Origin of the sequence: Streptosporangium sp. NPDC051023 (genome assembly GCF_040689595.1) — a bacterium.
In the GTDB taxonomy this organism is placed as follows: Bacteria; Actinomycetota; Actinomycetes; order Streptosporangiales; family Streptosporangiaceae; genus Streptosporangium.
The window spans coordinates 62,406-87,830 of sequence record NZ_JBFBCE010000015.1 but is presented as its reverse complement, the minus strand read 5'-3'; the positions used below and the strand labels follow the sequence as shown (position 1 = coordinate 87,830).

Annotated in this window: 28 protein-coding genes and 1 riboswitch; of the genes, 13 read left to right on the top strand and 15 right to left on the bottom strand. The window is 70.5% G+C overall.

Annotation, left to right across the window (positions count from 1 at the left end):
- Positions 1 to 11: 11 nt before the first annotated feature.
- A complete protein-coding gene (gene glgX, locus AB0395_RS12725) occupies positions 12 to 2,135 on the bottom strand; it encodes a glycogen debranching protein GlgX (RefSeq protein WP_366280009.1) in 2,124 nt (707 codons plus the stop codon).
- 527 nt (positions 2,136 to 2,662) lie between these two features.
- Positions 2,663 to 3,091, bottom strand: coding sequence for an OsmC family protein (locus AB0395_RS12720; protein WP_366280006.1), 429 nt, complete (start codon positions 3,089 to 3,091; stop codon positions 2,663 to 2,665).
- 240 nt (positions 3,092 to 3,331) lie between these two features.
- On the opposite strand from AB0395_RS12720, the gene AB0395_RS12715 reads away from it, so the two are divergent.
- Entirely contained in the window at positions 3,332 to 3,865 is a 534-nt protein-coding gene (locus AB0395_RS12715) for a sigma-70 family RNA polymerase sigma factor (protein WP_366280004.1), read from the top strand.
- Positions 3,862 to 5,013, top strand: a complete 1,152-nt coding sequence (locus AB0395_RS12710; protein WP_366280001.1) for a hypothetical protein — start codon at positions 3,862 to 3,864, stop codon at positions 5,011 to 5,013. The genes AB0395_RS12715 and AB0395_RS12710 overlap by 4 nt, the downstream gene beginning before the upstream one ends.
- 115 nt (positions 5,014 to 5,128) lie before the next feature.
- Here AB0395_RS12710 and AB0395_RS12705 read toward each other — a convergent pair whose 3' ends face one another.
- Positions 5,129 to 5,725, bottom strand: a complete 597-nt coding sequence (locus AB0395_RS12705) for a hypothetical protein (protein WP_366279999.1) — start codon at positions 5,723 to 5,725, stop codon at positions 5,129 to 5,131.
- A gap of 213 nt (positions 5,726 to 5,938) precedes the next feature.
- On the opposite strand from AB0395_RS12705, the gene AB0395_RS12700 reads away from it, so the two are divergent.
- On the top strand, positions 5,939 to 6,538 hold the full coding sequence (locus tag AB0395_RS12700) for a hypothetical protein (protein ID WP_366279996.1): 600 nt from the start codon (positions 5,939 to 5,941) through the stop codon (positions 6,536 to 6,538).
- On the opposite strand, the gene AB0395_RS12695 is transcribed toward AB0395_RS12700, so the two are convergent.
- Together AB0395_RS12695 and AB0395_RS12690 are read right to left on the bottom strand one after the other, a co-directional pair.
- Positions 6,531 to 8,150, bottom strand: coding sequence for an isovaleryl-CoA dehydrogenase (locus tag AB0395_RS12695; RefSeq protein WP_366279993.1), 1,620 nt, complete (start codon positions 8,148 to 8,150; stop codon positions 6,531 to 6,533). The genes AB0395_RS12700 and AB0395_RS12695 overlap by 8 nt on opposite strands.
- A gap of 122 nt (positions 8,151 to 8,272) precedes the next feature.
- Positions 8,273 to 9,721, bottom strand: a complete 1,449-nt coding sequence (locus AB0395_RS12690; RefSeq protein ID WP_366279991.1) for an ankyrin repeat domain-containing protein — start codon at positions 9,719 to 9,721, stop codon at positions 8,273 to 8,275.
- Positions 9,722 to 9,897: 176 nt separating this feature from the next.
- Here AB0395_RS12690 and AB0395_RS12685 point away from each other — a divergent pair, with 176 nt between their 5' ends.
- The 3 genes from AB0395_RS12685 (at position 9,898) to AB0395_RS12675 (ending at position 12,001) form a co-directional block, all read left to right on the top strand.
- Complete coding sequence (locus AB0395_RS12685; RefSeq protein ID WP_366279988.1) at positions 9,898 to 10,686, top strand: DUF1707 domain-containing protein; 789 nt, start codon at positions 9,898 to 9,900, stop codon at positions 10,684 to 10,686.
- A 78-nt stretch (positions 10,687 to 10,764) separates the two neighbouring features.
- A complete protein-coding gene (locus tag AB0395_RS12680) occupies positions 10,765 to 11,262 on the top strand; it encodes a SigE family RNA polymerase sigma factor (protein WP_366279986.1) in 498 nt (165 codons plus the stop codon).
- A gap of 1 nt (position 11,263) precedes the next feature.
- Entirely contained in the window at positions 11,264 to 12,001 is a 738-nt protein-coding gene (locus AB0395_RS12675) for a hypothetical protein (protein ID WP_366279984.1), read from the top strand.
- Here AB0395_RS12675 and AB0395_RS12670 read toward each other — a convergent pair.
- The 6 genes from AB0395_RS12670 to AB0395_RS12645 all read right to left on the bottom strand — a co-directional run bounded on the left by AB0395_RS12670 (position 11,987) and on the right by AB0395_RS12645 (position 15,863).
- A complete protein-coding gene (locus AB0395_RS12670; RefSeq protein WP_366279981.1) occupies positions 11,987 to 12,760 on the bottom strand; it encodes a sirohydrochlorin chelatase in 774 nt (257 codons plus the stop codon). The genes AB0395_RS12675 and AB0395_RS12670 overlap by 15 nt on opposite strands.
- On the bottom strand, positions 12,757 to 13,485 hold the full coding sequence (locus AB0395_RS12665) for a phosphoadenylyl-sulfate reductase (RefSeq protein WP_366279979.1): 729 nt from the start codon (positions 13,483 to 13,485) through the stop codon (positions 12,757 to 12,759). Before AB0395_RS12665 ends, AB0395_RS12670 begins: the two co-directional genes overlap by 4 nt.
- A gap of 102 nt (positions 13,486 to 13,587) precedes the next feature.
- The gene (locus tag AB0395_RS12660; protein WP_184616917.1) at positions 13,588 to 13,731 is read right to left on the bottom strand and encodes an Insertion element protein; all 144 of its coding nucleotides are present in this window, start codon (positions 13,729 to 13,731) and stop codon (positions 13,588 to 13,590) included.
- On the bottom strand, positions 13,728 to 15,410 hold the full coding sequence (locus AB0395_RS12655) for a nitrite/sulfite reductase (RefSeq protein ID WP_366279976.1): 1,683 nt from the start codon (positions 15,408 to 15,410) through the stop codon (positions 13,728 to 13,730). Before AB0395_RS12655 ends, AB0395_RS12660 begins: the two co-directional genes overlap by 4 nt.
- 146 nt (positions 15,411 to 15,556) lie before the next feature.
- Positions 15,557 to 15,640, bottom strand: a complete 84-nt coding sequence (locus AB0395_RS12650) for a putative leader peptide (protein WP_366280128.1) — start codon at positions 15,638 to 15,640, stop codon at positions 15,557 to 15,559.
- An 88-nt stretch (positions 15,641 to 15,728) separates the two neighbouring features.
- On the bottom strand, positions 15,729 to 15,863 hold the full coding sequence (locus AB0395_RS12645) for a hypothetical protein (RefSeq protein ID WP_366279974.1): 135 nt from the start codon (positions 15,861 to 15,863) through the stop codon (positions 15,729 to 15,731).
- Between the two features lie 82 nt (positions 15,864 to 15,945).
- Here AB0395_RS12645 and AB0395_RS12640 point away from each other — a divergent pair, with 82 nt between their 5' ends.
- The 5 genes from AB0395_RS12640 to rsgA all read left to right on the top strand — a co-directional run bounded on the left by AB0395_RS12640 (position 15,946) and on the right by rsgA (position 21,214).
- Positions 15,946 to 16,770: a TIGR03084 family metal-binding protein gene (locus AB0395_RS12640; RefSeq protein WP_366280126.1), complete on the top strand. Its 825-nt coding sequence runs from the start codon at positions 15,946 to 15,948 to the stop codon at positions 16,768 to 16,770.
- Positions 16,771 to 16,782: 12 nt separating this feature from the next.
- Positions 16,783 to 17,181, top strand: coding sequence for a YccF domain-containing protein (locus AB0395_RS12635; RefSeq protein ID WP_366279972.1), 399 nt, complete (start codon positions 16,783 to 16,785; stop codon positions 17,179 to 17,181).
- Positions 17,182 to 17,299: 118 nt separating this feature from the next.
- Positions 17,300 to 18,265: a YihY/virulence factor BrkB family protein gene (locus AB0395_RS12630; RefSeq protein WP_366279970.1), complete on the top strand. Its 966-nt coding sequence runs from the start codon at positions 17,300 to 17,302 to the stop codon at positions 18,263 to 18,265.
- Between the two features lie 18 nt (positions 18,266 to 18,283).
- Positions 18,284 to 18,366: riboswitch (ZMP/ZTP riboswitch) on the top strand.
- Between the two features lie 33 nt (positions 18,367 to 18,399).
- Positions 18,400 to 19,656 (top strand): serine hydroxymethyltransferase, encoded by a 1,257-nt coding sequence (glyA, locus tag AB0395_RS12625; protein WP_366279967.1) that lies wholly within the window; start codon positions 18,400 to 18,402, stop codon positions 19,654 to 19,656.
- A 439-nt stretch (positions 19,657 to 20,095) separates the two neighbouring features.
- Positions 20,096 to 21,214 carry a ribosome small subunit-dependent GTPase A gene (gene rsgA, locus AB0395_RS12620; RefSeq protein WP_366279965.1) on the top strand — a complete coding sequence of 373 codons (1,119 nt, stop codon included), beginning with the start codon at positions 20,096 to 20,098 and terminating at the stop codon, positions 21,212 to 21,214.
- Between the two features lie 48 nt (positions 21,215 to 21,262).
- On the opposite strand, the gene AB0395_RS12615 is transcribed toward rsgA, so the two are convergent.
- Positions 21,263 to 22,198: a hypothetical protein gene (locus tag AB0395_RS12615; RefSeq protein ID WP_366279962.1), complete on the bottom strand. Its 936-nt coding sequence runs from the start codon at positions 22,196 to 22,198 to the stop codon at positions 21,263 to 21,265.
- A complete protein-coding gene (locus tag AB0395_RS12610) occupies positions 22,195 to 22,539 on the bottom strand; it encodes a PadR family transcriptional regulator (protein WP_366279960.1) in 345 nt (114 codons plus the stop codon). The genes AB0395_RS12615 and AB0395_RS12610 overlap by 4 nt, the downstream gene beginning before the upstream one ends.
- Before the next feature lie 409 nt (positions 22,540 to 22,948).
- On the opposite strand from AB0395_RS12610, the gene AB0395_RS12605 reads away from it, so the two are divergent.
- Complete coding sequence (locus tag AB0395_RS12605) at positions 22,949 to 23,326, top strand: hypothetical protein (RefSeq protein WP_366279959.1); 378 nt, start codon at positions 22,949 to 22,951, stop codon at positions 23,324 to 23,326.
- 53 nt (positions 23,327 to 23,379) lie between these two features.
- A complete protein-coding gene (locus tag AB0395_RS12600; RefSeq protein ID WP_366279957.1) occupies positions 23,380 to 23,625 on the top strand; it encodes a hypothetical protein in 246 nt (81 codons plus the stop codon).
- Between the two features lie 112 nt (positions 23,626 to 23,737).
- Here the strand turns inward: AB0395_RS12600 and AB0395_RS12595 are convergent, their stop codons facing one another.
- Positions 23,738 to 24,052 carry a WhiB family transcriptional regulator gene (locus tag AB0395_RS12595; RefSeq protein ID WP_012893126.1) on the bottom strand — a complete coding sequence of 105 codons (315 nt, stop codon included), beginning with the start codon at positions 24,050 to 24,052 and terminating at the stop codon, positions 23,738 to 23,740.
- Positions 24,053 to 24,155: 103 nt separating this feature from the next.
- Positions 24,156 to 25,070, bottom strand: coding sequence for a sucrase ferredoxin (locus AB0395_RS12590; RefSeq protein WP_366279955.1), 915 nt, complete (start codon positions 25,068 to 25,070; stop codon positions 24,156 to 24,158).
- Between the last annotated feature and the right edge of the window lie 355 nt (positions 25,071 to 25,425).

Sequence of the window (25,425 nt, the reverse complement as noted above, 5' to 3'; positions counted from 1 at the left end):
GCCGCGCCCTTTTAGGGCCGTCGCCGCTCGCAGCGCAGGATCCGCATCGAGCGCGAGGTCACCGCGATCTTGGCCTCCTCGGGCCAGGACTCCTCCGAGGGCGTCTCCTGCCGGCCCTCCTGCGCGGTGTCCAGTACGGCATGCCACCGCGTGCCGTACCTCGCGTCGGGGACGGCGAAGGTCATGTCCTCGTGGTGGCCGTTGATCAGCAGCAGGAACGAGTCGTCGACGATCGGCTCACCGCGCGTGCCGGGCTCGGTGATGGCGGCGCCGTTCAGGAAGACGGCCAGCGACTTGGCGTAGCCGGTGTGCCAGTCGGAGGCCGACATCTCCTCCCCCGAGGGGGTGAGCCAGACGATGTCGCGGGTGCCGTCCTCGGCCTTGCGGCCGTGGAAGAACCTGCGCCGCTGGAAGACGGGGTGCTCGCGCCGCAGCTCCGACAGGCTCCTGACGAAGTCCAGCAGCTCCTTCTCGCTCCCGGCAAGCGACCAGTCGACCCAGGAGATCTCGTTGTCCTGGCAGTAGGCGTTGTTGTTGCCGCCCTGGGTCCTGCCGAACTCGTCGCCCGCCAGCAGCATCGGCACGCCCTGCGACAGGAACAGGGTGGTCAGGAGATTGCGGCGCTGGCGGTGGCGCAGGCGCATGATCTCCGGGTCGCCGGACGGCCCTTCGGCGCCGCAGTTCCACGACCGGTTGTCGTCGGTGCCGTCGCGGTTGTTCTCCTCGTTGGCCTCGTTGTGCTTGCGGTCGTAGGAGACCAGGTCGGTGAGGGTGAACCCGTCGTGGCAGGTGACGAAGTTGATGGAGGCGACGGGACGGCGGCCCGAGGTGGCGTAGAGGTCGGCGGAGCCGGTCAGCCTTGAGGCGAACTCCGGCAGCGCGGCCCCGTTCCCGCGCCAGAAGTCGCGCACGCTGTCGCGGTACTTGCCGTTCCACTCCGTCCACAACGGCGGGAAGTTGCCGACCTGGTAGCCGCCGGGGCCGACGTCCCACGGCTCGGCGATCAGCTTCGCCTGGGAGATGACCGGGTCCTGCTGGATCAGGTCGAAGAACGCGCTCAGCCGGTCGACGTCGTGCAGCTCGCGGGCGAGGGCAGAAGCCAGGTCGAACCGGAAGCCGTCGACGTGCATCTCCAGGACCCAGTAGCGCAGCGAGTCCATGATGAGCTGCAACGCGTGCGGCGAGCGGACGTTGAGCGAGTTGCCGCAGCCGGTGTAGTCGAGGTAGTAGCGCCGGTCGCCGTCGTGCAGCCGGTAGTAGGCCGCGTTGTCGATGCCGCGGAAGCCCAGCGTCGGCCCCATGTGGTCACCCTCGGCCGTGTGGTTGTAGACCACGTCGAGGATGACCTCGATCCCGGCGTCGTGCAGCGCTCGCACCATCGCCTTGAACTCCAGCACCTGCTCGCCGCGCTGCCCCGAGCTGGAGTACGCGGCGTGCGGAGCCAGGTAGGCGATCGTGTTGTAGCCCCAGTAGTTCGTCAGCCCGCGGGCGACCATCGCGTGCTCGGGCACGAACTGGTGCACCGGCATCAGCTCGACCGCGGTGACGCCCAGGCTCAGCAGGTGGTCGATGACCGCGGGGTGCGCCAGGCCCGCGTAGGTGCCGCGCTGCTCCGGGGGCACCGCGGGGTGGCGCATGGTGAGCCCGCGCACGTGCGCCTCGTAGATCACCGTCTGGTGGTACGGCGTGCGCGGCGGCCGGTCGTTCCCCCAGTCGAAGAACGGGTTGACCACCACGTTCTTCGGCATGAAGGGGGCACTGTCCTCGTCGTTGCGGCTGGCCGGGTCGGTGAAGGGGTAGGAGAACAGCGACTCGTTCCACGCCAGGGAGCCCTCAACGGCCTTGGCGTACGGGTCGAGCAGCAGCTTGGAGGGGTTGCACCGGTGGCCGCGGGTGGGGTCGTGGGGGCCGTGCACGCGGTAGCCGTACCGCTGCCCGGGAGTGATCCCCGGGAAGTATCCATGCCAGACGAACCCGTCGACCTCGGGCAGGTCGACGCGCTCCTCGCGCCCGTCGTCCCCGAAAAGGCACAGCTCGATCCGCTCGGCGACCTCGGAGAACACCGAGAAACCGGTGCCCACGCCGTCCCAGGTGCCGCCGAGTGGATACGGCTCTCCCGGCCAGATTTCGCGCATGTGGCCCTATTCTCCCTCAGTTAGGCCCTCGTGTGCAGGGTGTCGTCGTTCTTGTCACCCTGGAGCGGGGGAACACGAATGGTCGGACCGGCCCGGGCCTCTCCTGCGGGAGCGGTTGGGGCTCACAAGGGGGTGCGGATCTTCTTCGGCTGTATGTGCGACTGGTCGGCCGAACCGGGCGCGGCGGCCTCAACCGGGGGTGACGACCGTGGGCACGGTGCGGCCGGGCATCTCGGTCTTTCGGATGGTCTGCCCGGTTGAGCGGGGGTCGCCTGAGTGTATGCGTCCCGGGTCACTGGGCGGAACGCCTGGCGGCGAGGCTTTAACCTGCGCTTTTTCGTCTTCCCCGCGGGGTGGAGCCGTCCCGCGTCATGGGCGGGCCGTGGTGCGGGAGTCCGCGCGGGTGCCGGAGGGCGAGAGGGCGGCCCGACGGTGAGCCCGACGGTGAGAGGGAGGGGCGTCCGGGCCCGGTTACCGTGACCGCGCCCGCCCCTTACGAGGCGGGCGCGGTCAGGCAGTGGCGCTGATCAGCCGACCAGTTCGGCGTTGAGGCTGATCGTGGTGCCGGAGAGCGCCTTGCTCACCGGGCAGTTGGCCTTGGCCGTCTCGGCCGCCTTCTGGAACTCCTCCGCGGACAGGCCCTCGACCTGGCCGCGAACGGAGATGACGATCCCGGTGATGCCCTCACCCGGCTGGAAGGTCACATCGGCCCTGGTCTCCAGGGACTGCGGCGGGGTGCCGGCCTGGGCCAGTCCGTGGGACAGGGCCATCGAGAAGCAGGAGGAGTGCGCCGCCGCGATGAGCTCCTCCGGCGAGGTCTTGCCGTTGGCCTGCTCGGCCCTGGAGGGCCAGGACACGTCGAACGTGCCCACCCCGGACGAGTCCAGCGAGACGGTGCCCGATCCGTCGAGGAGCGCGCCCTTCCACTGAGTCGTCGCGGTACGTGTCGTCGCCATGGCGATGTCCTTTCGATCACGAAGCGTTAACCAGGACCGACCCTACTCGCCGAGATCACCACGCTCACCGTCGGAGCCGCTCGTCGGCGCTCGTCCTTTCCCGGGGCGCGGGGCGCCGTTCCCGTTCCCGGCCCACCGGCCAGCCTTCCCTTACTTTCCGTTACCGTTCGCATGTGATCTGTAATCGAATCCTTGGTGCTGGACGTAAGAAACATGACGGCGGGTGGGGAAGGGGCGGCCGTGTCGGAGGAGGACGAGGAGAAGTGGTTCGAGTGGATGTTCCGCGTCTTCTACGAACCCGTGTGGGCGTACGCGGCACGCCGGGTCGGCCTGGGGGGAGCCGATGACATCGCCTCGTGCACCTTTCAGACCGCCTGGCACAAGAGGCACCGGATTCCGAGGGACGACGACCGGGCCGTCGTCGCCTGGCTGTACCGCGTGGCCTGGGGCCACGTGCGCAACGTCACGCGCGGAGAGGGGCGCAGGCAGCGCCTCCTGGCGTTGCTGAGGCAGCTGCCGCCGGATGAGCCCGGTGACGGGTCACACGACGAGGAAGAGGTCAGGACCGCGATGGAGACGGCCATGGCGCGCCTGCGCCCCAAGGACGGGGAGATCCTCCGTCTGCACTACTGGGAGGACCTCGCGGTCGAGGAGATAGGCGTGGTCCTCGGCCTGACGCCGAACGCGGTCAGGGTACGGCTCTGCCGGGCCAGGCAGAGGCTGGCCGCCCAGCTGCGCGACATGTGCCTGTGGCACGAGGAGGCGGGCAGATGAGCGCCGGGGGCCGCGACAGGGTCCGTGAGCTCATGATCCGGCACAACCCCGTCCTCCCGCACGAGGTGAGGGAGAAGATGGGCAGGGGGGACGACGACGAGATCCTCAGGCGGATCCTGCGCGAGGGCGCCTCCCGGCGGGCGCGCGGAAGGAGGCCCGTCCTGGCCGTCGCCCTCCTGGGAGCCGCCGCGGCGCTGATGGTCCTGTCACAGGTCCCGCAGCACGCCCGGCCCCGTCCCCCGGGCGAGGACGCGCCGTCCGCCCTCGCGGGGCCCGAGGGGCCGCCGATCCTGGAGGACCTCGCGAGGATCACCCGCCTGTCGGCCAGCAGGCCCGTGCGCGGCCTTCCGCGTCCGATGGCGTCCTTCCCCCAGGCCTCCCCGGAGCTGCTGGAGCTGGCGGCGCTCGCCGAGGCCCGTCCCCGCCCCAGGACGGGCCCGTGGAGCTACATCAGGACCGAGGAGTGGCTGCTGGCCACCACCGTGGCGCGGGAGGGCACCACCTCCGAGGTCATGCCGTGGGTCGTCAGGCGCTGGACGCCCGTGAACGGGCGGGGGACCTACCTCAGGATGCGGACGGCGGGCAGGCCGTTCGGGAACGGCGGCTGGGGTGGCATCTCGACCGGGGCCGCGCACGCCGTCCCCGCGCAGGGCGGAGGCGGCGGAGGCGGCGGAGGCGGGGGAGAGGCCGCGGACAGGGAGACCGGCAGCGCCGCGGACCTGCTGCCCAGGGCGGCGTCGCTGTCGCGTTCCCTGCCCGAGCTCCGCGAGCAGCTGCTCGGCAGCGAGCCGCAGACCGGCATGACGCCGACGCGCCGCCTCGTCAGGGCGGTGGAGGACCTGCACACCCACGACGTGGTCGAGCCCGCCCTCTCGGCGGCGCTGTGGCGGGTCCTCGCGCCGCAGGAGGACCTCAGGTCGCTCGGACGGATCAGAGATCGCGGCGGCAGGCAGGGGCAGGCGTTCGGCTTCGAGGACGGGCCGCTGCTCGGGGTGTTCGTCGTCAGCTCGGCGACCGGGGGGCTTCTCGCGACCGAGCTGATCGGGCTCGCGCGGGCCGACGGCCGGGGGGAGAGCCGTCCCGCGGTCGAGGAGTACCGGACGTACGTCACCGCCAGGTGGGTCGGCGGGGCGGGGTGGACCTCCTGACCCGCGGACCTCCTGACCTACGGGCCTTCGCGCCCTCGCGCGGGCCCGCGCGGCTCGCGGCCAGGGGAGGCCGAGCGGGACGCCGTCCCGCTCGAAACCCGTCCGGCTCCGGTGCTCAGAGAGCGGGGCATTCACGCAGGCTGGGATGGGCGTTCACCCACCGCTGGTCGCCGGCGCCGCTCACATTGCCGTAGCCTCCTTCGCCGGGGAAACAGATTCCGTCCTCGTTCCTGTTCCTCTTGAGGAGGAAGACAAAGGGGCGGTCGTTTTTGACGGACATGATGGCGCCGGTCCCGTACAGCCTTCTCGGCCCCGGTTCCTTGATGGCCTGCCTTGAGCCCTCGAACGCCCGGCGGTCGTAGAGACACACCGCGTTGTCCGGGACGCCGTCCTCGTCGCAGTCGTGTTCGAGGTTCCGGCGGGCCGGGCCGCACGACGGGGGGCGGAAGGTGAGCACCTCGGCGCCGCCGCCGTACGAGAGTGTGTCCGGCGGAACGAACCGCCCGTCAGGCGCCTTCGTGAGCTGCTCGGCGATCGCCCGCGCGACGTCGGCCCGGCAGCGGGAGGGCGGATCGGCGGTCGAGGCGGGGGGAGGGGCCGCGGCCGGGATCGGGGGAGGGAGGGCGGCCTGACCGGGGACGGCGAGGGGGCTCAAGAGGAGGCCCGGGAGGGCACCGCACACCGCCCCCAGTTTTTTCGGGCTGAATATCATGCTTAATCCTTTTGGTGGAAATCGGCGGCGACCGTGAAACCGGCCGCCCTTCCAGGGCCGAGGGTAGATCAGGGAATGGGGCGCGAGCCGAAGGGAGATCGATTTCCTCGCCTCGGCGGATCAATGAATATCCGCCTGCCCGCTGTAATGAACACCGGAGTGACGGACGTTTACCACCGGAGAGCATTTCTTTGTCAGGACGGAGCGCTTCGGATGAGGATCCCCCCATCGATCCGCGTAGGACACCGCGAGCCGCTGCCACGGGACGGCAGCCGTGACTGCGGCGTGCTGGAGCGGGTGATCCACCGGCGTTGGTCGGGGACGCCGCGCAGGGAACTGGTGACCGCGGTCGACGAGCTGGCGAGCCTGCCCGTCCACCTGGCGACCCGGCTCGCCGAGGACCTCGACGGGATCTGGCTCGGCACCGACGTGCTGCCAGAGCCGCCGGAGCCGGACGACTCCTGCGATGCGCGGGTCGCGGCCGACTCAGCGGGGATCTACGTGGGGCGCACCATCGTCATCGCGGGCGGGCCCCACTCGTCGGGCGCGCTGGTCCACCACATGATCGGGCACGTATTGTGCGATCTGGACGAGATGGACCAGACCCCGGAATGGCGGCGGATCATGAGCCTCTGCCGCCCCCGGCTCGCCCTGGACCGCTACCGCGACTGCCCGTCCGAGTGGTGGGCGGAGACCTACGCCCTGTGCGCCAGCCACAGGCAGGACCGGCTCGCCCGGCTGCTGGCCGACGACGTCCAGGTCGTCGCGGCCGTCGCGGCCTACCACCAGAGGCGCCACGGATGGGTCAGGTGACGGCCCGGTCGATGATCGCGCCCAGGTCGAGGCCCGACGGCAGGGTGCCGAAGGCGCGGCCCGCCTCGCCGGACAGGCGGGAGGCGCAGAAGGCGTCGGCGACGGCCGGGGGCGCCAGCCGTACGAGCAGGGAGCCCTGCAGGACGAGGGCCATGTCCTCGGCGATCCTGCGGGCACGGACCTCGGCGTCGGCCAGGTCGCCGAGCGACTTGCGCAGCCGGTCCGCGGCGTCGTCCAGGCGCCTGTCGGCCCCGGCGGCGAGCGTGACCTCGGCGAAGAACGCCTCAAGCGCCTCGGGCTCGCGTCCCAGGGCGCGCAGCACGTCCAGCGCCGCGATGTTCCCCGAGCCCTCCCAGATGCCGTTGAGCGGCGACTCACGCAGCAGCCTGGGCATCTGCGACTCCTCAACGTAGCCGTTGCCGCCCAGGCACTCCATGGCCTCGGCCGCGTGGGCGGGGCCACGCTTACACACCCAGTACTTCCCGACGGCCAGTGCGGTACGGCGCAGCGCACTCTCGGCGCGGTCCCCCGTGATGGCCCGGTCGGTCGCCCCGGCGAGCCTGGTCATCAGCGTGGTCGCGGCCTCGGACTCCAGGGCGAGGTCGGCCAGGACGTTGCGCATCAGCGGCTGGTCGACCAGCCGCCTGCCGAAGGCGGAACGGTGCGTGGCGTGGTGGACGGCCCTGGTCACGCCGTACCTCATCCCGGCCGCCGAGCCGGTCACGCAGTCCAGGCGCGTCATGTTCACCATCTCCAGGATGGTCCGCACGCCCCGGCCCTCCTCGCCGACCAGCCAGGCGACCGCGCCGTCGTACTCGACCTCCGCGCTGGCGTTCGACCTGTTGCCCAGCTTGTCCTTCAGCCGCATCAGGCGCATGGCGTTGCGGGTGCCGTCGGGCAGGATCCGGGGCAGCAGGAAGCACGACAGTCCGCCGGGCGCCTGGGCGAGCACCAGGAACACATCGCACATCGGCGCGGAGTTGAACCACTTGTGGCCGGTCAGGGCGTAGCTCCCGTCGTCGAGGGGCTTGGCCCTCGTGGTGCCCGCGCGGACGTCGGATCCGCCCTGTTTCTCGGTCATCGCCATCCCGGCGAGCACCCCCCGCTTGCCCAGCGGCGGGCGCAGGCCGAAGTCGTAGCTCCTCGACGCCAGCAGGGGCTCCCACTCGGTGGCGAGCGCGGGGCTGTGGCGCAGCGCGGCCACCGAGGCGTAGGTCATGGAGACCGGGCAGCCGTGCCCGGCCTCGACCTGGCTCCAGACGTAGAACTTGGCCGCGCGCGCCACGTGCGCGCCGGGCCTGGCGCTCGTCCAGGGGGTCGCGTGCAGGCCGTTCTCGACCGCGACGGTCATCAGCTCGTGCCAGGCGGGGTGGAACTCGACCTCGTCGATCCGGCGGCCGTACCGGTCGTGGGTACGCAGGACCGGCGGATGCTCGTTGGCCAGCCGTCCCCACTCCCCGGCCTGCTCGGAGCCCGCGAGCGTGCCGAGCCGGTGCAGCTCCCCGGTGGCCCAGCCCGCGCCCTCGCGCTCGACACCGGACAGGAGCGCCGCGTCCGCCGACACGTCGTGGCCGCTGAGCGGGGGAACCTGGTTGAAGACGTCATGGGTCACGTGCGGCCTCCGGAAATCAACCGAACCCCTCACCGGGCTCTGGTTACATACCACCGCTTTTCGGGATTCTCACCCCTTTGGTGTGAAAATGGGCCGCCCGTATCCACGGACACGGGCGGATGTCAGCCCTCCCTGACCAAGTCGCGGAGGTAGTCGTCGTCCTCCTCGCTCTCGGCGAGGACCCGTTCGACCCCCCGCTTGGCCCGCGGGTCGCCGCGCGTCAGGAGTCCGTGCGTGGCCTCGGCGACCGTGTTCAGGTCCTCGTCCTCAAGCCGCGCCGCCAGCGCGTCACGGATCAGCTCGGTGTCCTCGCTCAGTCCCGCCAGGCCCATGGTCGCCCAGTCACGCACCTCCTCGTCCGGATCCTCCGTCATCGAGACGAGCAGCGCGAGTCCCTCCGCGTGGCCGGGGGGCAGGACGGCGGCCAGCGCGGCCGGATCGGCCTGGGTGCGCGTCCAGCCGTTGGCGGTGACGATCTCCAGCACCTCGGGCAGGGCGCGGGGGTCGGCGTGGTGGCCGAGCGCGCCGAGCACCGAGCGCAGCACCCGTTCGTCGCCCTCCGTGGCCGCCATCCGCCGCAGGATCGGCAGCGTCCGGTCGAGGAAGGGCTTGGCGTCGTCGGTGAAGCCGAACTCGGCGAGCACGTCGACGGCGAACTCCCGCTTGCGCGGGTCCTCGCTGACGCACAGTCGCGCCGCCGCCTCGAAGGTCTCCTCGTCCCCGCGCCCGCTCAGCGAGCCGGCGATCGCCCACCAGGTCTCCGCCTCCTCGTCGACGTCCCGGTACGGCAGCGCCCGCTCGACCAGCTCGTCGAAGGGCAGCCGCTCCCCGGTCGCGTCCTCCAGGAGGGTCGCGACGGCCGCATGGCCACGCTGGCAGCGCAGCTCGGCCACGCGCTCCCCGTCCGGCCCGACGGCGGCGACGGTCACCAGGTCGGTGCCGTCAGCGGCGCGGCTGCGGCCGACGACGAACTGGGACCCCTCGGGAGCCTGCTCGGTGACCTGCTCAAGCAGCGCGCTCTCCAACTGGGTGCCCAGCCAGTCGTAGGCGATGGCCAGCGGGGTGTCGCCCTCGCCGTCAGGCCTGTCCGCCGCCGCCCCGCGCTCGAGGAGCGCGCGCACCGCGCCCAGCGCCCCGCGCCTGACGGCCAGGGTGAGCGCGGTCTCGCCGCTGTCGTTGGACTCCTCGGGGTCGGCCCCGGCCTCCAGCAGCGTCTTGAGGGCGTCGGCTCGGCCGTTCGAGGCGGCCCAGAGCAGCGCGGTCCATCCGCCGCCCTCCCTGCCCGAAGGGTCGGCCCCGGCCCGCAGCAGCGCCTCGACGACCCCGACGTGGTCCAGGGCGGCGGCCGCGCACAGGGGCAGCCCCTCGTCCTCGCCGCCGCTGATCCGCCCGGGGTCGGCCCCGTGCGCCAGCAGCGCCTCGACGATCGCCGTCCGGCCTCCCGCGGAGGCGGCGTACAGCGCCGTGGTCTCGGATGGGCCCGTGGGGTCGGCGGCCGTCCCGCCCTGGAGCAGGCGCTCGGCGCGCTCGGCGTCGTCGCGGGCCACCGCCTCCAGAAGTTCTTCGTACATGAGGGGGACCTTAGCCTGTCCCGGCACGCCGTTGGGGTATGGGCGGGCCGGGGCCGCGCGCGGTCGCGGATTCGTACCGGTACGGACCGCCGGTCGTGGATTCACGACGGTGTAAACAGTCATGTCCTCCTTACGGAGGACCCATCGCCGGGACAACTCGCGATATGTTGTGAGTTATGAACGATCCCGGCGCAATACGGGTCTCGGACGCAGAGCGGGAGGCCGCCGTCGAGCGGCTGCGCGTCGCCTCCGTTGAGGGACGCCTGACGCTCGGGGAGTTGACCGAGCGCACGGAGGCGGCCTACACCGCTCTCACCCAGGCGGAGCTGGCCGTCATCACCGCCGACCTGCCCTCGGCCGCCCAGGCGGCACCTGGGCTCGCCTACGCGCCCGCCGAGCCTGCGGCGCCGCGGGGAGGCAGGGCGCGGCAGTGGTTCGTGGCCGTGATGGGCGACTCCAAGCGCCGCGGCAAGTGGCGGATCGACCAGGGACTCGGCGCGGTCGCCGTGATGGGCGACGTCGTGCTCGACCTGCGCGAGGCGGAGGTCCGCACCGGGGTGGTCGACATCGTCGCCACCTCGGTCATGGGCGATGTGAAGATCATCGTGCCGGACGGCGTGGACATCGAGATCGATGGAATCACGATCATGGGGGATAAGAAGGTCCAGGTCATCGAGGCTCCTCCCGGCTTGAACGTGCCGCTCGTCCGGATCAAGGCCTATGTGGTCATGGGCGACCTCAAGGTGATCGGCGACTCCAAGGCCAAGCCCATCAAGAAGCCGTGGGCCGCCTGGCGGGAGCAGTGGCGTGAGCTGCGGGGCGAGTTGCGGGGCGAGCTCACGGGCGAGCAGCCTCCCTCCCTGCCGCACGCCGATCCGCACGGGTGGCACGCGGTCTCCGACGACTCCGGCGACCGCTCCCACGCCTGGCAGCACAGGCGGGATCGCCGGGAGCGCGAGCGGTAACCTCCCGAGCCCGTGCAACGTCCCGCGGGGTCCGAACGGTAGTGATCGGTGAACACCACCGACCAGTGAGGACTTCGGATGCGAGACCGGGCCGACTTCGAGCGCTACGTCGAGCAGCGTTCGGCCCGTCTGCTGCGTACCGCCTACCTGCTCTGCCGTGACTGGGGGCTGGCGGAGGACCTGCTGCAGACGGCGTTAGCCAAGGCGTGGTTCGCCTGGCGCAGAGTGGGGGACGATCCCGACCCCTACGTCTACCGGATCCTGGCCAACACCCACGCGAGCTGGTGGCGCAGGAGGTGGCGGGGCGAGGTCCCGACCGAGGTCCTGCCGGAGCACGCCACGGAGGATCCGACCGGCGACCTCGGCGTCCGCGAGGCGGTCCGCACCGCCCTTGGGGCGCTGCCCGCCAGGCAGCGGGCCGTGCTGGTGCTGCGCTACTACGCGGATCTCCCCGACAGGGAGATCGCCGAGATCCTCGGCTGCTCGGAGGTCACCGTGCGCAGCCAGGCCACACGGGCGCTGGCCAAGTTGCGCGTCGATCCCGCGGCCAGGGCCGCGACCATCTCGGGGAGCTGACATGATGATCACCGAATCCGACCTGCGCGAGTTCCTCGAGCGGGACGCGGGAGACGGCGCGAGCGGCGGGGTCACCGTCGCCCAGGTCGACGGGCGGGTCCGCGGGATCCGGCGCCGCCGCCTGCGCCTGCTGGGCGGGGCGGTCGCGGCCGGGCTCGCGGTCACGGCGATGCTGACCCTGCCCCGCTCGGGGGGCGGCGGGGCCCCCGACGACGTCTGGACCGGGGTGATGGCCCAGCCCTCGCCCAGGTACGGCGCCCGCGGGGTCTACGTCGGCATCCTGGACAGGCGGTACTCCTGGATGGGGGAGCGCGTCGCCGTCGGCATTCCGGAATACCAGGGCAGTGAGAACGCCTGGGGGAATCTTGCCTGCCCGCGCGGGACGGTGGCGCTCTACTGGCTGGACGGCGCCTACCAGAACGCCCTGCTGTGCAAAGACGGCTTCGTCAGCATGACGGTGCCGAAGGGCACCGGGCGCCTGGAGTTCGCCGTGGTGTCCTCCGGTTCCGTCAGGAGACTGGGCAGGCCGCTGGTGAACGAGGAGGACGCACGGCAGGTGCTGGGGTTCGCGGACGGGAGGCGCGCCGAGATACGTCTCACGCTCACCGACCCCCGGGTCGAGCCGTGCGACAGCGGTCCCGACTGCCGTTTCGCGGACGAGAGTATTCCGCCCCTGTCCCCGGCGCCCACCTGGACCCTCTTTCCCGAATACCCCGAGACCGGGTCAGGCGGTGGCTGACCGTTCCGTCCCGCGCAGGGCCTGCTCGTAACGTTCGATTAACACGGCCGCAAGCTCGGGGGCGGCGCCGAGCACGTCCGCGACGACCTCGGCGCCCGCGGCCAGGGTGTCACGGCGGATCTTGTCGGCGAAGTAACCCGGAGCCAGCAGGTAGGGGGCGACGACCACGCGCGGGGCCCCGGCCTCCAGCAGCCGCCCGACCTCCCGCTCCGGCGTCGGCTCGGCGGCGGAGGCGTAGGCGGCGGTCACCGACCACCAGCCGCGCCGTGCCGCCCACTCTGCGGCGACCCCGGCGACCGTCGCGTTGGCCCGCCGGTCGCTTGAGCCCGCCGAGACCAGCACCACCGCGGTGCCGGGGTCACCGGGCTCGACCCCCGCCTCGGCCAGGCGCCGTTCGAGCGCGGTGACCAGCAGCGGGTGCGGGCCGAGCGTGGCGCCCCGGTGCACCCGCAGCAGCGGCCTGCGGGCCGCCGCCTCGGCCAGCGCGCCGGGGATGTCCACCCGGCTGTGGTAGGCCTCGGTGAGCAGCAGCGGCAGCACCGCCGCCTCGGTCAGCCCGGACAACGCCATCGCGAGCGTCGGTGGGGCGTGGTCGAGGTAGGCGGTGCGCACCGGGATCTCCGGGCGGGCCCGCCGTACGAGGTCGAGCAGGTCCTCGACCGTCGCGGCGGCGCGCGGGTCGCGGGACCCGTGCGCCACCGCGATCAACGGCGGCGGTGCGGACGTCGTGCCACGCGGGCGCCACGTCACAGGCGTCATAGATGCAGTCCGCATTCCGTCTTGCCCATGCCCGCCCAGCGACCGCTGCGCGGGTCCTCGCCGGGCGCGACCTGGCGGGTGCAGGGGCCGCAGCCGATCGAGGGGTAGTTGTCGTAGTGCAGCGGGTTGATCAGCACGCCGTTGTCGGCCATGTAGTTGTCGACGTCCTCCTGCGTCCAGCGGGCGATCGGGTTGATCTTCACCATCTGGCGCTTGGCGTCCCACTCGACGACCTTCACCCCGGCGCGGGTGACGGCCTCGTCGCGGCGGATGCCGGAGACCCAGGCGAGGTACGGCTCGAGCGCGCGGTTGAGCGGCTCGACCTTGCGCAGGTAGCAGCACAGGTCGGGGTTGCGCCCGAACAGGCGGGGGCCGAGGTCGCGCTCCTGCTCGGCGACGGTCCTGGACGGCGTGACGTCGATCACGTTCACGTCGTAGACCTGCCGCACCGCGTCACGGGTGCCGATCGTCTCGGCGAAGTGGTAGCCCGTGTCGATGAACAGCACGTCGACGCCGGGCTTGACCCGGCTCACCAGGTCGATCAGCAGGGCGTCGCTCATCGAGGAGGTCAGGCAGAGCCGGTCGCCGAACGTGGCCGCGGCCCAGCGGATGATCTCGAGCGCGGAGGCGTCCTCGAGGAACCGCCCCGCCGACTCGACGATGTCCTGCAGGTCCAGCGTGCCACGCTGCTGCCGTAATCCGACTTCGATGTCCACCAGTGTCATCGCTCGCTCACCACTCCTCATTCGCTGCACGGGCCGTTCGTGCCTTGTGGGCCGTTCGCGCCTCGCGGGCCACTTCACTCATCGCGCCGGGGCCGCCGCCTGTCACGACCGCACCCCGATGCCGAGAAACTTCAACTTGAAGGCGCGGGCGCACGAGCGGCAGTACCAGCCGCCGTCGCCCTCGTAGGGTTCGAGGTCCTCTTCACCGCAGTAGGGGCAGTGGAAGGGAACCGCTCGTTCGCTCACTTGAGGTCCGCCTCGTCGGCGCGCTGGACCCACTCGGAGAAGGTCTCACTGTCGTTGCGCTGCTTCTCGAAGTTGCGCACGACGCGCTCCACGTAGTCGGGAAGCTCCTCGGCGGTGGCCTTCAGACCGCGGACCTTGCGGCCGAAGCCCGGGTTGACGCCCAGCGAGCCGCCCAGGTGGACCTGGAAGCCCTCGACCTGCTCGCCCGCGTCGTTGACGACGAGCTGGCCCTTGAGGCCGATGTCGGCGACCTGGATGCGCGCGCAGGAGTTGGGGCAGCCGTTGACGTTGATGGTCAGCGGCTCCTTGAAGTCGGGCAGCCGCCGCTCGAGCTCGTCGATCAGGTTGGCCCCGGTGGCCTTGGTCTCGACGATCGCCAGCTTGCAGAACTCGATGCCGGTGCACGCCATGGTCTGGCGGCGGAAGGTGGAGGGGTTGACCCGCAGGTCGTTCGCCTCAAGCTCGGCCACGATGCTGTCCACCCGCTCGGGGGCGACGTCGAGGATGACCATCTTCTGCTCGACCGTGGTGTGGACCCGGTTCGAGCCGTGCCGCTCGGCGATGTCGGCGATCAGGTGCAGCTTGTCACCGTCGAGGCGGCCGACCTTGGGCGCGAAGCCGACGTAGAAGTTGCCGTCCTTCTGCTGGAAGACGCCCACGTGGTCCCTGCGCCCGCCACGGGGCTGCTCGGGGGCGGGCCCGTCGGGCAGGGCGTGGCCGAGGTACTCGGTCTCCAGGATCTCCCTGAACTTCTCCACACCCCAGTCGTTGACCAGGAACTTGATCCGCGCCCTGTGCCGCAGGCGGCGGTAGCCGTAGTCGCGGAAGATGCCGATCACGCCGCCCCAGACCGCGCTGACCTGCTCGGGGGTGACGAAGACGCCCAGCCGCTTGGCCAGCATCGGGTTGGTGGACAGGCCGCCGCCGACCCACAGGTCGTAGCCCTTCTCGCCCTGCTCGTTGACCACGCCGACGAAGGCGATGTCGTTGATCTCGTGCACCGTGCAGTGCGCGGGGCAGCCGCTCACCGCGGTCTTGAACTTGCGGGGCAGGTTGGAGAACGCCGGGTCGCCGATGTAGGTGTCGTAGATCTCCTGGATCAGCGCGGTGCCGTCGAGCACCTCGCCGGTGTCGATCCCGGCGAGCGGACAGCCCAGGATGACGCGCGGGGTGTCGCCACAGGCCTCGGTCGTGGACAGGCCGACCGCTTCGAGGCGGTTCCAGATGTCGGGGACGGACTCGATCTCGATCCAGTGGAGCTGGATGTTCTGCCGGTCGGTGACGTCGGCGGTGCCGCGACCGTAGAGGTTGGAGATGTCGGCGATGGCGCGCAGCTGCTCCAGGTTGAGCCTGCCGCCGTCGATCCGGACCCGGAGCATGAAGTAGCGGTCGTCGAGCTCCTCGGGCTCCAGGATCGCGGTCTTGCCGCCGTCGATCCCGGGCTTGCGCTGGGTGTAGAGCCCGTACCAGCGCATCCGGCCCCGCAGGTCGGCCGGGTCGATGGAGTCGAAGCCGCCCTTCGAGTAGATGTCGATGATCCGCTGACGGACGTTGAGCCCGTCGTCGTTCTTCTTGTTCTCCTCGTTCTTGTTCAGCGGTTCGCGGTAACCGAGAGCCCACTGACCTTCGCCTCGCGGGCGCTTGTGGTGGCGGTTAGCCGGCCTGGCCGGGGTCGTCATGTGCGCGTCCTTTGTGAATCGGTGAGTGATTTCCGGACACGCACAGGCACTCCCTGCCGTCTCATCGTTGAGTGCGGGGGTGGTTACTCACGGAGGAGGACGCCTGTCACGCGCCCGAGCTGGGTGAAATCAGCGGAGGGCGACGGTCAACGGACGTCACGACAGATGGCGCTGCGGACACGCAGAAGGTCGACGTGGCGTCGCACGACGAGCATTGGGTCCGCTGGCATGTCCATGACGATACCTTGGCGGCCCGAGATGTCCAATGCGAGGTCCAAAATCTGGACTTTCTCCAGGTTCAACCTTGGCGTGGCGGGCTCAGCCCTGGCGCGGCCAGTCCAGTGCGGACTCCCTGGGCTTGGCCGCCTCGCCGGCGGGCTGATGCTGGCAGTCGCACCACGAGCCGCCCCTGCACTCGTCGTGCCGGTGTTCCTTGCATCTATCGCAGATCACCCTCCCATTGTGCGGCCGTTCCTTGTAGAACATCGCTCGGTTACCCTTGCCTGAGCCGTGACGAGGAGGCGCCGTGGGCCTGATGGGGGAACTGGTCGCGGATCTACGCGCGGAGACGGAGGAGCTGGACGGCGTGATCCGCGGGCTCGATCCCGCGGCCTGGGAGCTGCCGACCCCGGCGGAGGGCTGGGCGGTGCGCGACCAGATCAGCCACCTCGCCTGGTTCGACGACGCGGCGACCGTCGCCGCGACCGACCCCGAGGCCTTCCGCGCCGCGCGGCACGCCTTCCTCGACCAGGGCGAGTCCGCGATCGACGAGCTGGCGGCCGCCTCACGCGGCCTCACCTCCGCCCTGCTCCACGACTGGTTCCGCGTGGCCAGGGCCAGAAGCCTCGAGGCCTTCGCTGGGCTCGCGTCCGCGACCCGGCTGCCCTGGTACGGGCCGGACATGTCGGCTGCCTCCTTTGTCACCGCCCGGCTGATGGAGACCTGGGCCCACGGGCAGGACGTGGCCGACGCGCTCGGCGTCGTGCGGATCCCCACCGCCAGGCTCAGGCACGTGGCGAACATCGGAGTGCGGGCCATGCCGTACGGCTTCGCGGTCAGGGGCCTGGCGCCGCCCGCGGACCCGATCCGGGTCGAGCTGACACTGCCGGACGGCTCGTCATGGACGGCGGGCCCGATCGGGGCCGCGAACCTGGTCAAGGGGACGGCGCTCGACTTCTGCCTCCTGGTGGTCCAGCGCCGCCATCTCGACGACACCTTCCTCGAGGTGAGGGGCGAGACCGCGCGGGCGTGGGCGGACATCGCCCAGGCGTTCGCGGGGCCGCCCGGCAGGGGGAGACGGCCGCTCGGCTCAGGGATTTCTCAGGGGGGCACCCGATGGAGCCGTTCCAGCCCCTCTTGAGATGCTCGAAGTATGCGCACGTTGTTGAATGTCATCTGGCTGGTGTTCGCGGGAATCTGGCTGGCTCTCGGCTATGTCATCGCGGGCGTCATCTGCTGCATCCTGATCATCACGATCCCGTTCGGCATCGCGTCGTTCAGGATCGCCGCCTACGCCCTGTGGCCCTTCGGGCGGACCGTGGTGCGCGACCCGGGCGCGGGCTGCCTGTCGACGGTGGGAAACGTGATCTGGTGTGTCGTCGCCGGGATCTGGCTGGCCATCGGCCACCTGATCACCTCGATCCCGCTGTTCCTTTCGATCATCGGCATCCCGCTGGGCATCGCGAACATCAAGATGATCCCCATCTCCCTGCTGCCGCTCGGCGCCAGGATCGTCGACGTGGACGACGCCGAGGCGTTCTACCGCGGGTAGCGTTCCGTCGCAGGTGGCGGTGATAACGGACCTGATCTTCGGGTGTTAACGGACCCGAGATTCGATCGTTGCCGAGCAGACTCGTGATCAAGGGACGCTGCGCATACCGTTGTGTGGCATGACGTCCACCGACGCCCCTGCGCGCAGACGCGGGCCGCGAAAGCGCACAGCGGGCGCGGCCAGGGCCAGGCTGCGCGCCGGTTTGTCCTGGGTGCGGGGAACCGAAACCTGGGCCCTGGCGAGCGCCACGACGAACGCGGGCGTCACCTACCGCGTCACGGGGCTGGCCGGGGAGGCGGCCTTCTTCGCCCTGCTGTCGCTGCCGCCGTTCATGCTCGGCCTGATCGGCGTGCTCGGCCAGCTCACCAAGGTTTTCGGCCCCGAGACGGTCAAGAACGTCAGTGACTGGATCCAGGCGCAGGCCCACCTGCTGTTCACCGACAACGCCGTCGACACCGTCGTCACCCCGCTCATCGACGACGTGCTGAAACCCGAGAACCAGGTGTCCCTGATCTCACTCGGCTTTCTGCTGGCCCTGTGGTCGGGCTCGCGGGCGCTGTTCGTCTACGTCGATCTGATCTCACTGGCCTACGGGCTCGGCGAGGAGCGGGGCATCATCCGCACCCGCCTGATGTCCTTCGGCCTCTATCTCGCGGGCCTGCTGATCGGGCTGCTGGTCATGCCGGTCCTTGTCCTCGGCCCGGTGGCGTTGCGCGGCGCTCTGCCTCCCGACTACGCGGGCCTGGTCAACAGCCTCTACTGGCCGGTTGTGGTCATCGGCTCGGTGTTCTTCCTCACGCTGCTGTACCACGTGAGCGTCCCGGTGCGTACGCGCTGGTGGCGGGAGACGCCGGGGGCCGTGCTCGCCCTCATCATCTGGATCGCCTGCGCCGCCGTGCTGCGTGCGGTGCTGGCCGCCTGGTTCTCCCCGGTCTCCATCTACGGCTCGCTCGCCGCCCCGATCGCGGTGCTGCTGTGGCTCTACATCACCGCTCTGGCCGTGCTCATCGGTGCGACGCTCAACGCGGAGGTGGACAGACTCTGGCCGGTCGACGGCGCCGGTCGCGCAGCGCGTGCGGGCTGAGTACGGACAGTCCGCTATCGTCTAAAGCGCGACTGGCGCATTGGGTGGGAGAGACCACCGGGGAGCGGAAACAGCGGAGGCCGTACGCCTGGGTCTTCGCACGTTGTCAACGATGACAGGGGAGTGAAGGCGCCATGGGTTCTCTATCCAACGTCGATCCGCAGATCGCCGAGCTCATCAAGGCGGAGGAGCGCCGTCAGGCCGACACCGTGAAGCTGATCGCCTCGGAGAACTATGTCTCCAAGGCGGTCCTCGAGGCCACCGGCACCGTGCTCACCAACAAATACTCCGAGGGATACCCCGGCAAGCGTTACTACGAGGGCCAGCAGGTCATCGACCAGGTCGAGACCCTCGCCATCGAGCGGGCCAAGTCCCTGTTCGGCGTGAACCACGCCAACGTCCAGCCCTACTCGGGCTCGCCCGCCAACCTCGCCATCTACCTGGCCTTCCTGCAGCCGGGTGACACCGTCATGGGCATGGGCCTGCCGTTCGGCGGCCACCTCACCCACGGCTGGTCGGTCTCGGCGACCGGCAAGTGGTTCAACCCGGTCCGCTACGGCGTGCGCCAGGACACCGGCCGCGTCGACATGGACGAGGTCCGTGAGATCGCCCTCCGCGAGCGGCCCAAGCTGATCTTCTGCGGCGGCACCGCGATCCCGCGCACCATCGACTTCCCCGCCTTCGCCGAGATCGCCCGCGAGGTCGGCGCCGTGCTGGCCGCCGACATCGCGCACATCGCGGGCCTGGTCGCCGGTGGCGCCCACCCGTCGCCGGTCGGTCACGCCGACGTCATCTCGACCACGACCCACAAGACCCTGCGCGGCCCCCGCGGCGCGATGCTCATGGCCACCTCCGACGAGCACGCGACCGCGCTCAACAAGGCCGTCTTCCCGGGTCTGCAGGGCGGTCCGCACAACCACACCACCGCGGCCATCGCGGTGGCGCTGAAGGAGGCGGCGACCGACGAGTTCAAGGACTACGCGCGCCAGATCGTCCTGAACGCCCAGGCGCTGGCCGAGGAGCTCAAGAGCCGTGGCTTCGACCTGGTCTCCGGCGGCACGGACAACCACCTGATCCTGTTCGACCTGAGCCCCAAGGGCATCGGCGGCAAGCCCGCCGCGCAGGCCCTGGACAAGGCCGGTCTCGAGACCAACTACAACACCGTGCCGTTCGACACGCGCAAGCCCTTCGACCCCTCCGGCATCCGGATCGGCACCGCGGGCGTGACCAGCCGCGGCATGGGCGTGACCGAGATGCGCCAGATCGGCGCCTGGATCGACCAGGTGGTCAGCGCCCTGGCCAAGGACGAGGACGAGGCGAAGCACGTCATCACCCGGGTCCACGGTGAGGTGCGGGAGCTGACGAGTCACTTCCCCGCCCCCGGCCTGTGAGACCGCCCGCGCGCCGGTGAGCCGCCGCGGCCTGTGACGCCCGCGAGCCGGACGTCCGCCTGAGCCCCGGGACCATGCCGTCCCGGGGCTTTCGCGTGCCCGCCCGCCGTACGGCTGTGCCTGCCCGGCATACGTCTGTGCCCCCAGCCGTACGGCCGGGCCCCCGGCGGCGGGTCCCGCGGAGGGCGGGTTCTCCCGTTCCCGGCCGGAACGGGACACGGGAAATGGTTTGCGTGGGAGGGGTGGGACTGCGTTACAGTTCTGCAGACAGGCGCCGTCTGCGTCTGCGGCGACGCCACCGCCTGGAGCGGTGGCCAGGAGATCTGGAGGTGAGGACATGCGGGTCGTTGTTTTCAGCCTGCCGTCAGTCAACCTCCGGGTGCTCGTCTAGCCGACTTCCAACAGGGGCACCCGGCCTTTCGAAAAGGGTGTACCCACGTTGTCCTCTTCACGTTTCACCGGTTCCTTTGAGCTGTCCTCGCTCGGCTGGAACGACTCGCTCGCCGCGGAGCTGCCCGTCGGCCTGATCCCCGCCAGGGTCGCGCGTGTCGACCGCGGCGCCGCCGAGGTGCTGTGCGCGGACGGTCATCTGCAGGCCCACTACGGCGCCGCCGTACGGCGGGCCGCCGCCGCCGACCCCGTCGCCCTGCCCTGCGTCGGAGACTGGGCGGGACTCAGGGCGCTGCCCGAGGGGCGTTTCGAACTCGAAGCGCTCCTGTCCCGCCGTACCGCGTTCGTGCGTGGCGGCGTCGGCAGGGTTTCCCGGGGTGGCCTGTCCGGCGACTCCCAGGGGCAGGTGCTGGCGGCCAACGTCGACGTCGTCTTCGTCGCCGAACCCGCCCTGCACGCCACCGACACCGCCGACCTCGGCCGGATCGAGCGGCTGCTCGCGCTGGCCTGGGAGAGCGGCGCCCTGCCCGTGGTGCTCGTCACCAAGTCCGACCTCGCCGGTGACAGCCTCGACTTCCTGATGCGGGAGGTCGCGACGGCCGCCCCAGGGGTCGACGTGCACGCGGTCTCCTCCATCAGCGGCGAGGGGGTCGGCATCGTGCGCGGCCACCTGGAGGGAACGCGCACCGCCGTCGTGCTCGGCGCCTCGGGCGCGGGCAAGTCCACCCTGGTCAACGCGCTGGCCGAGATGGAGGTGATGGAGACCCAGCAGGTCAGGGCCAATGACGGCAGGGGGCGTCACACCACGGTGCACCGCGAGCTCATCCCGTTGCGCGGAGGCGGCCTCGTCATCGACACGCCCGGCATCCGCCGTATCGGCCTCTACGACATGGGGGAGGGCGTGGACATGGTCTTCTCCGACATCGAGGAGCTCGCCGAGCGGTGCCGTTTCGCCGACTGCGGGCACGACAGCGAGCCCGGCTGCGCGGTGATCGCCGCCGTCGAGGACGGTTCGCTCCCCGAGCGGCGGCTGGAGAGCTGGAACAAGCTCCAGCGCGAGGCGGCCTGGATGGCCTCCAGGAGTGACGCGCGGCTTCGCAAGGAGCTGCAGAACAAATGGAAGATCATCCACAAGGAGATGCGCAGGTCGGGGCGGAGCCGTCCCTGAGATCCCGGCCGGGGCGGGAGGCCTCCCGCCCCGGCCGCCCTGCGGCGATCAGGTGGTCGGCGAATAGGGCGCGGTGCGCAGCTCACGATAGAGCTTGCGTGCCGCGTCGAGCAGGCCCACGACGATGGAGGCGACCAGCACGACCTTCACGATCTGGTCGGCGGGCTCGGCGGCGAACATCGCACCCGCCGCGGTGACCCAGCCGAAGACCGCGCACGCGGCGAGGGTCAGCCCGATCTCGATGCGCCTGGTCAACGGCTGCCACCTCCCACGGACGATCAGCACCGCGTACAGCACGAAGTGCCCGGCCAGCGCCGCCACCAGCCAGGGCGCACGCTCACGCAGGAACCCCTCGTCCATCGCCAGCGCCCGGTAGGCCTCGGGCGCGGCCTGCCCCCCGAGCAGCACGTCCCCGTTGAACAGCAGGAACAACCCCGCCCCTCCCGCGACGACGGCGGCCACACAGCCGAGGCGGCTGACCTGATCGCGCCCGAAGCGGCGAGGCCGCCACGCGACGGCGCCCGGCCGGGCACGGCGCCACCACGCGGCAGCGGCGAAACCGGCCACGAGCATGCCGGGCCACCACAGCGCGCCCACGCCGGAGTCGGTCCACCACTGAGCGAGCGCGCCGAGCAGGTCGCCCGCCGACGCGATCGGATGCTGCATGAGGGTGTCGAGCAGGCCGAGCACCCAGATGACGGCGACACCGATGACGGCGAGCCTGACGAATCGGTGCGAGTCGGCGGGATCGATGAGGATCAGCGGCTGACGGTATCTCGCGGCGGTCTCGGCGGGACGGCCGTAGCCGAGCACCAGGGCGGTGGCCATCGCCTCGTCGGCGGGGCGGCCCGCCTGCCCGGCTTCGGCGGCGAGCTGTTCGGTCAGCAGGCTGCGCAGCTCATAGCCGACGTCGCGCCGCTGCGCCCGCGGCAGCAGCCTGGCCACGTCGTCCACATAACTCTGGATGAGGTCGTCGGGGGTCATGGGCACTCTCCGCCTTTCAGGAGAAGATCCACGGTGTGGTTGAGTCCGCGCCACGAGGCCGTGAGCCGTCGATGCAGCTCCAGGCCGTCGGCGCTGAGCACGTAGTAGCGGCGTGGCGGGCCGCCGTCGGTGCGCCATTCGCTGGTCAGCACGCCTTGGGACTCCAGTCGCCTGAGCAGGGGGTAGAGCGTGCCCTCCTCGATCGGCATGCCGCTTTCCGCCAGCGATTGGCGCAGTTCGTAGCCGTAGCGCGCGGTGCGCAGCTGCGACAGCGCGGCGAGGACGACGACGCCACGCCGCAGCTCCAGCTCGAGCTTGTCGTACACACCTTCTGTCACCATGTGGCACACAGTACTATGTGCCGCACAGCTAGTCCATGCCTCAGGCCTCGGTACCGGTGGGTGCGCCGTGATCCGGGGTCCCGGTGGCAATCGCCACGGAAACAACGGACATGCAGGTCAAGGTGCTCTCGGAATGTTGCGGCGGCATCCTGCTAAGGGGTTGCTGACCTGCATGTCCGTTGAAAATTTCCCCGGTACTACTGAGACCCCCTCGGATGCGACGGTGAGCGGCCCGGCCTCTGCCCGGCCGCTTTCGTTCGCCCGCTGTCCGGCTGCTTTCGCCCGGGCCGCCCGGGTCCGTCATGACGTCATCTGTTTCAGCGGACCGGCGACGGTCGCGTTCCCCGGGGACCACTCATAATTACTCTGAGTGGAGTTTCGTTTACTGTAGGTAGGCAAACCTTTAGGTGTGATCGCCGGTTCGCGTGGACGCGCACTCTCCCGGCGCCGCCGGACGGCGCCGTGGATCGTGCTTCTCGTCTGCCTGGGCCTCTGCCTGGGCTGGCAGTCCGGCGATCTGGGCCTGGCGGCCGAGCGACAGTGCGTCGAGAGGGTCGCGGGCGATTCGCACCCCGTCGACGAGACGCCTGCCGTACCCCTCTCGCATGACACCGTGTGCAGGCGTGACCCGCGCGCACGAGCGGGCGTGCCGGTGCCGCCGTGCGCGGACGTCGCGGACGCGCCGGAGGAGGGGAGAGCGGGCCGGAAATGGGCTGACGAGGTCTTTCCCGTCGCTCCGCCCGCCGGGGCCCGAAGGCTGATCCTGCTCGGAGTCTCTCGCATATAGGTCTGGCCGCTCGTCCTGCAGGCCGGTACCGAACCCATGCGAGAAGAGAGCACATGCGAGAGATCAATGCCGTCGCCGAGGCCTGGGACTTCCAGTGCCTTCGCTGCCTGCACGTCTGGGGAGACCTCTACGAGGCCTGCCACGCCGACGACGGGCGCCCGGTCGTGTGGCGAAGGAAGGGCATCGTCACCACGCCGCCCTGGGTGGACCAGAGCTGCCCGAACTGCTCGGCACCCCAGGTCAAGCCGCTGCCGTCGCGCGGACGCAGGGACACTCCGAAGATCCCGCCGCAGAACTGACCGACCCGGCTGGGTCACGAAAGTGTGACATCCGCCCCTGACACAACAACGTGTGATCTCGCAGGGGGAACAGCGAGATCACACGTCAGGGGAAGCCGGGTGGAGGTACTGCTCAGGCGACGGCGCTGATGCCGGCGCTGGCGGCGCGGCGCATGCGACGGCGACGCTCGGAGGCGCGCTCGTCCTCGTTCAGACCGCCCCAGGTGCCGTACTTCTCCGGACGGGACAGCGCGTAGTCCAGGCACTCCGCGCGGACCGGGCACTGGGCACAGATGGCCTTGGCCTTCCGCTCGCGGATGTCACGCTCAGGCTGACGCTCCCCGTCAGGGCCGAAGAAGAGCACGAGGTCCTCACCCCGGCACGCGGCGTCATCCTGCCAGCCCCAGCTGGGCCGTGGCCGGGCGGTCTGCCGACGTACCTGAGACATGAGAAAACCACCTTTTAGTGAGAGGTATTTCGGGTTGATGCCGCATTGGACGCTTATGGCGTCCCTGGGTCCAACGCCTGGATTGGCCGCGATGTTCCCTCGGTCAGGTCAGGGCGGGCGTGGCGTACCGCACAGGGGTGAGCCTGTCCAGCGCGACCAGCCGGTAGGTAGTGATCGTGTCGGCGCAAGCCGTACCACATGGCGTTGTTAGCGTCATGGGTTCAACCACTACCCGAAAACGAACGCCACTACCGCGCACGAACGCCTCGGTGGTGTCGCCGTCCGACCTGGAGGACTCCACGGCCACTCCGCCGACCGAGAGCTCGCCCGTGTGGGCGCGGACGAAATGCTCGGCGGCTTGCAGTGGCTCAGGGATGCCTGCGCGTCCCCGGAATCGGTCGAGAATGATCTCACCGGACCGGTACGCATCGGCTGCCGCGATCGCAGCAGCCTGAGACATGCTGCCGTAGTAAAGGCCGTGTGGCAAGCACACAAGGTTGGCGGCGTATCGATCGCCGCCAACATGTGATGTTTCCCATACTCTGTCCGGCAGCACTTCCGCCAGTGACCGAGCGAGGGGTAGTCCAATGCGGGCGCAGCACGCGTTGCGTTTGGCATGCGTGCAGACCAGAAAAACCGGCTCACTGACAAGTATGCAGGACTCCGGGACCACTCCGGCCACCACGGCGTCGAGGTCAAGATCGTGTGGACCTGCGACGACGCCTTCCGCGAGCCACGGCTCGGCGGCGGTCGAGTCGGCGACCATGACATGGATCCCGCTCGCCACGGGCCCGCGGCGCCCGGGGCGGCGGATCAGCTGAGGCCGGATGCCGAGGCTCACCGCCCGTTCGACGAGGGCGCGCACGCCGTCGGGGAGGCGGCACTCTTCGAGGTGGGAGGCCCAGGGGCCGGGATGCTCGATGAGCAGCCAGAACCGGGCCCCGACCGTGGCGCTGGCGAGGACGGGCAGGTCACCGGTATGGCAGCCCTCGGGATGTGCGCAACCCTTGAGTGTCATATCCGGAACGCTCCCCGCGGCGACGTCTACACCTATACAGACTTAGGTAAGACTAACCTAAGAGTGTTACGAGTGTGGCGTAGGGGGAACAGGGAGATCTCCGGGCGAATCGGAAAACCTGTACGCCCTGCGGTGATCCGCTGTCAACAGAGTCGCCGAATAAAGTCGTTCCGCCGTGCGAGCGTCCATGGCCCTGCTTCAATGGGGCGGTGTCAACAGGCTCGCACCGGCAGGCAGGCGCCTTCCGTCCTGAGTCGGTGGTCAGGGAGCGGCGGGTGGGCCGTCGCTCCGGGACCACCGGTCATGGCCGGGGGCCGGTGCTCCCCACTTCTTCCCGTCCTCCTCATTCCTCTCA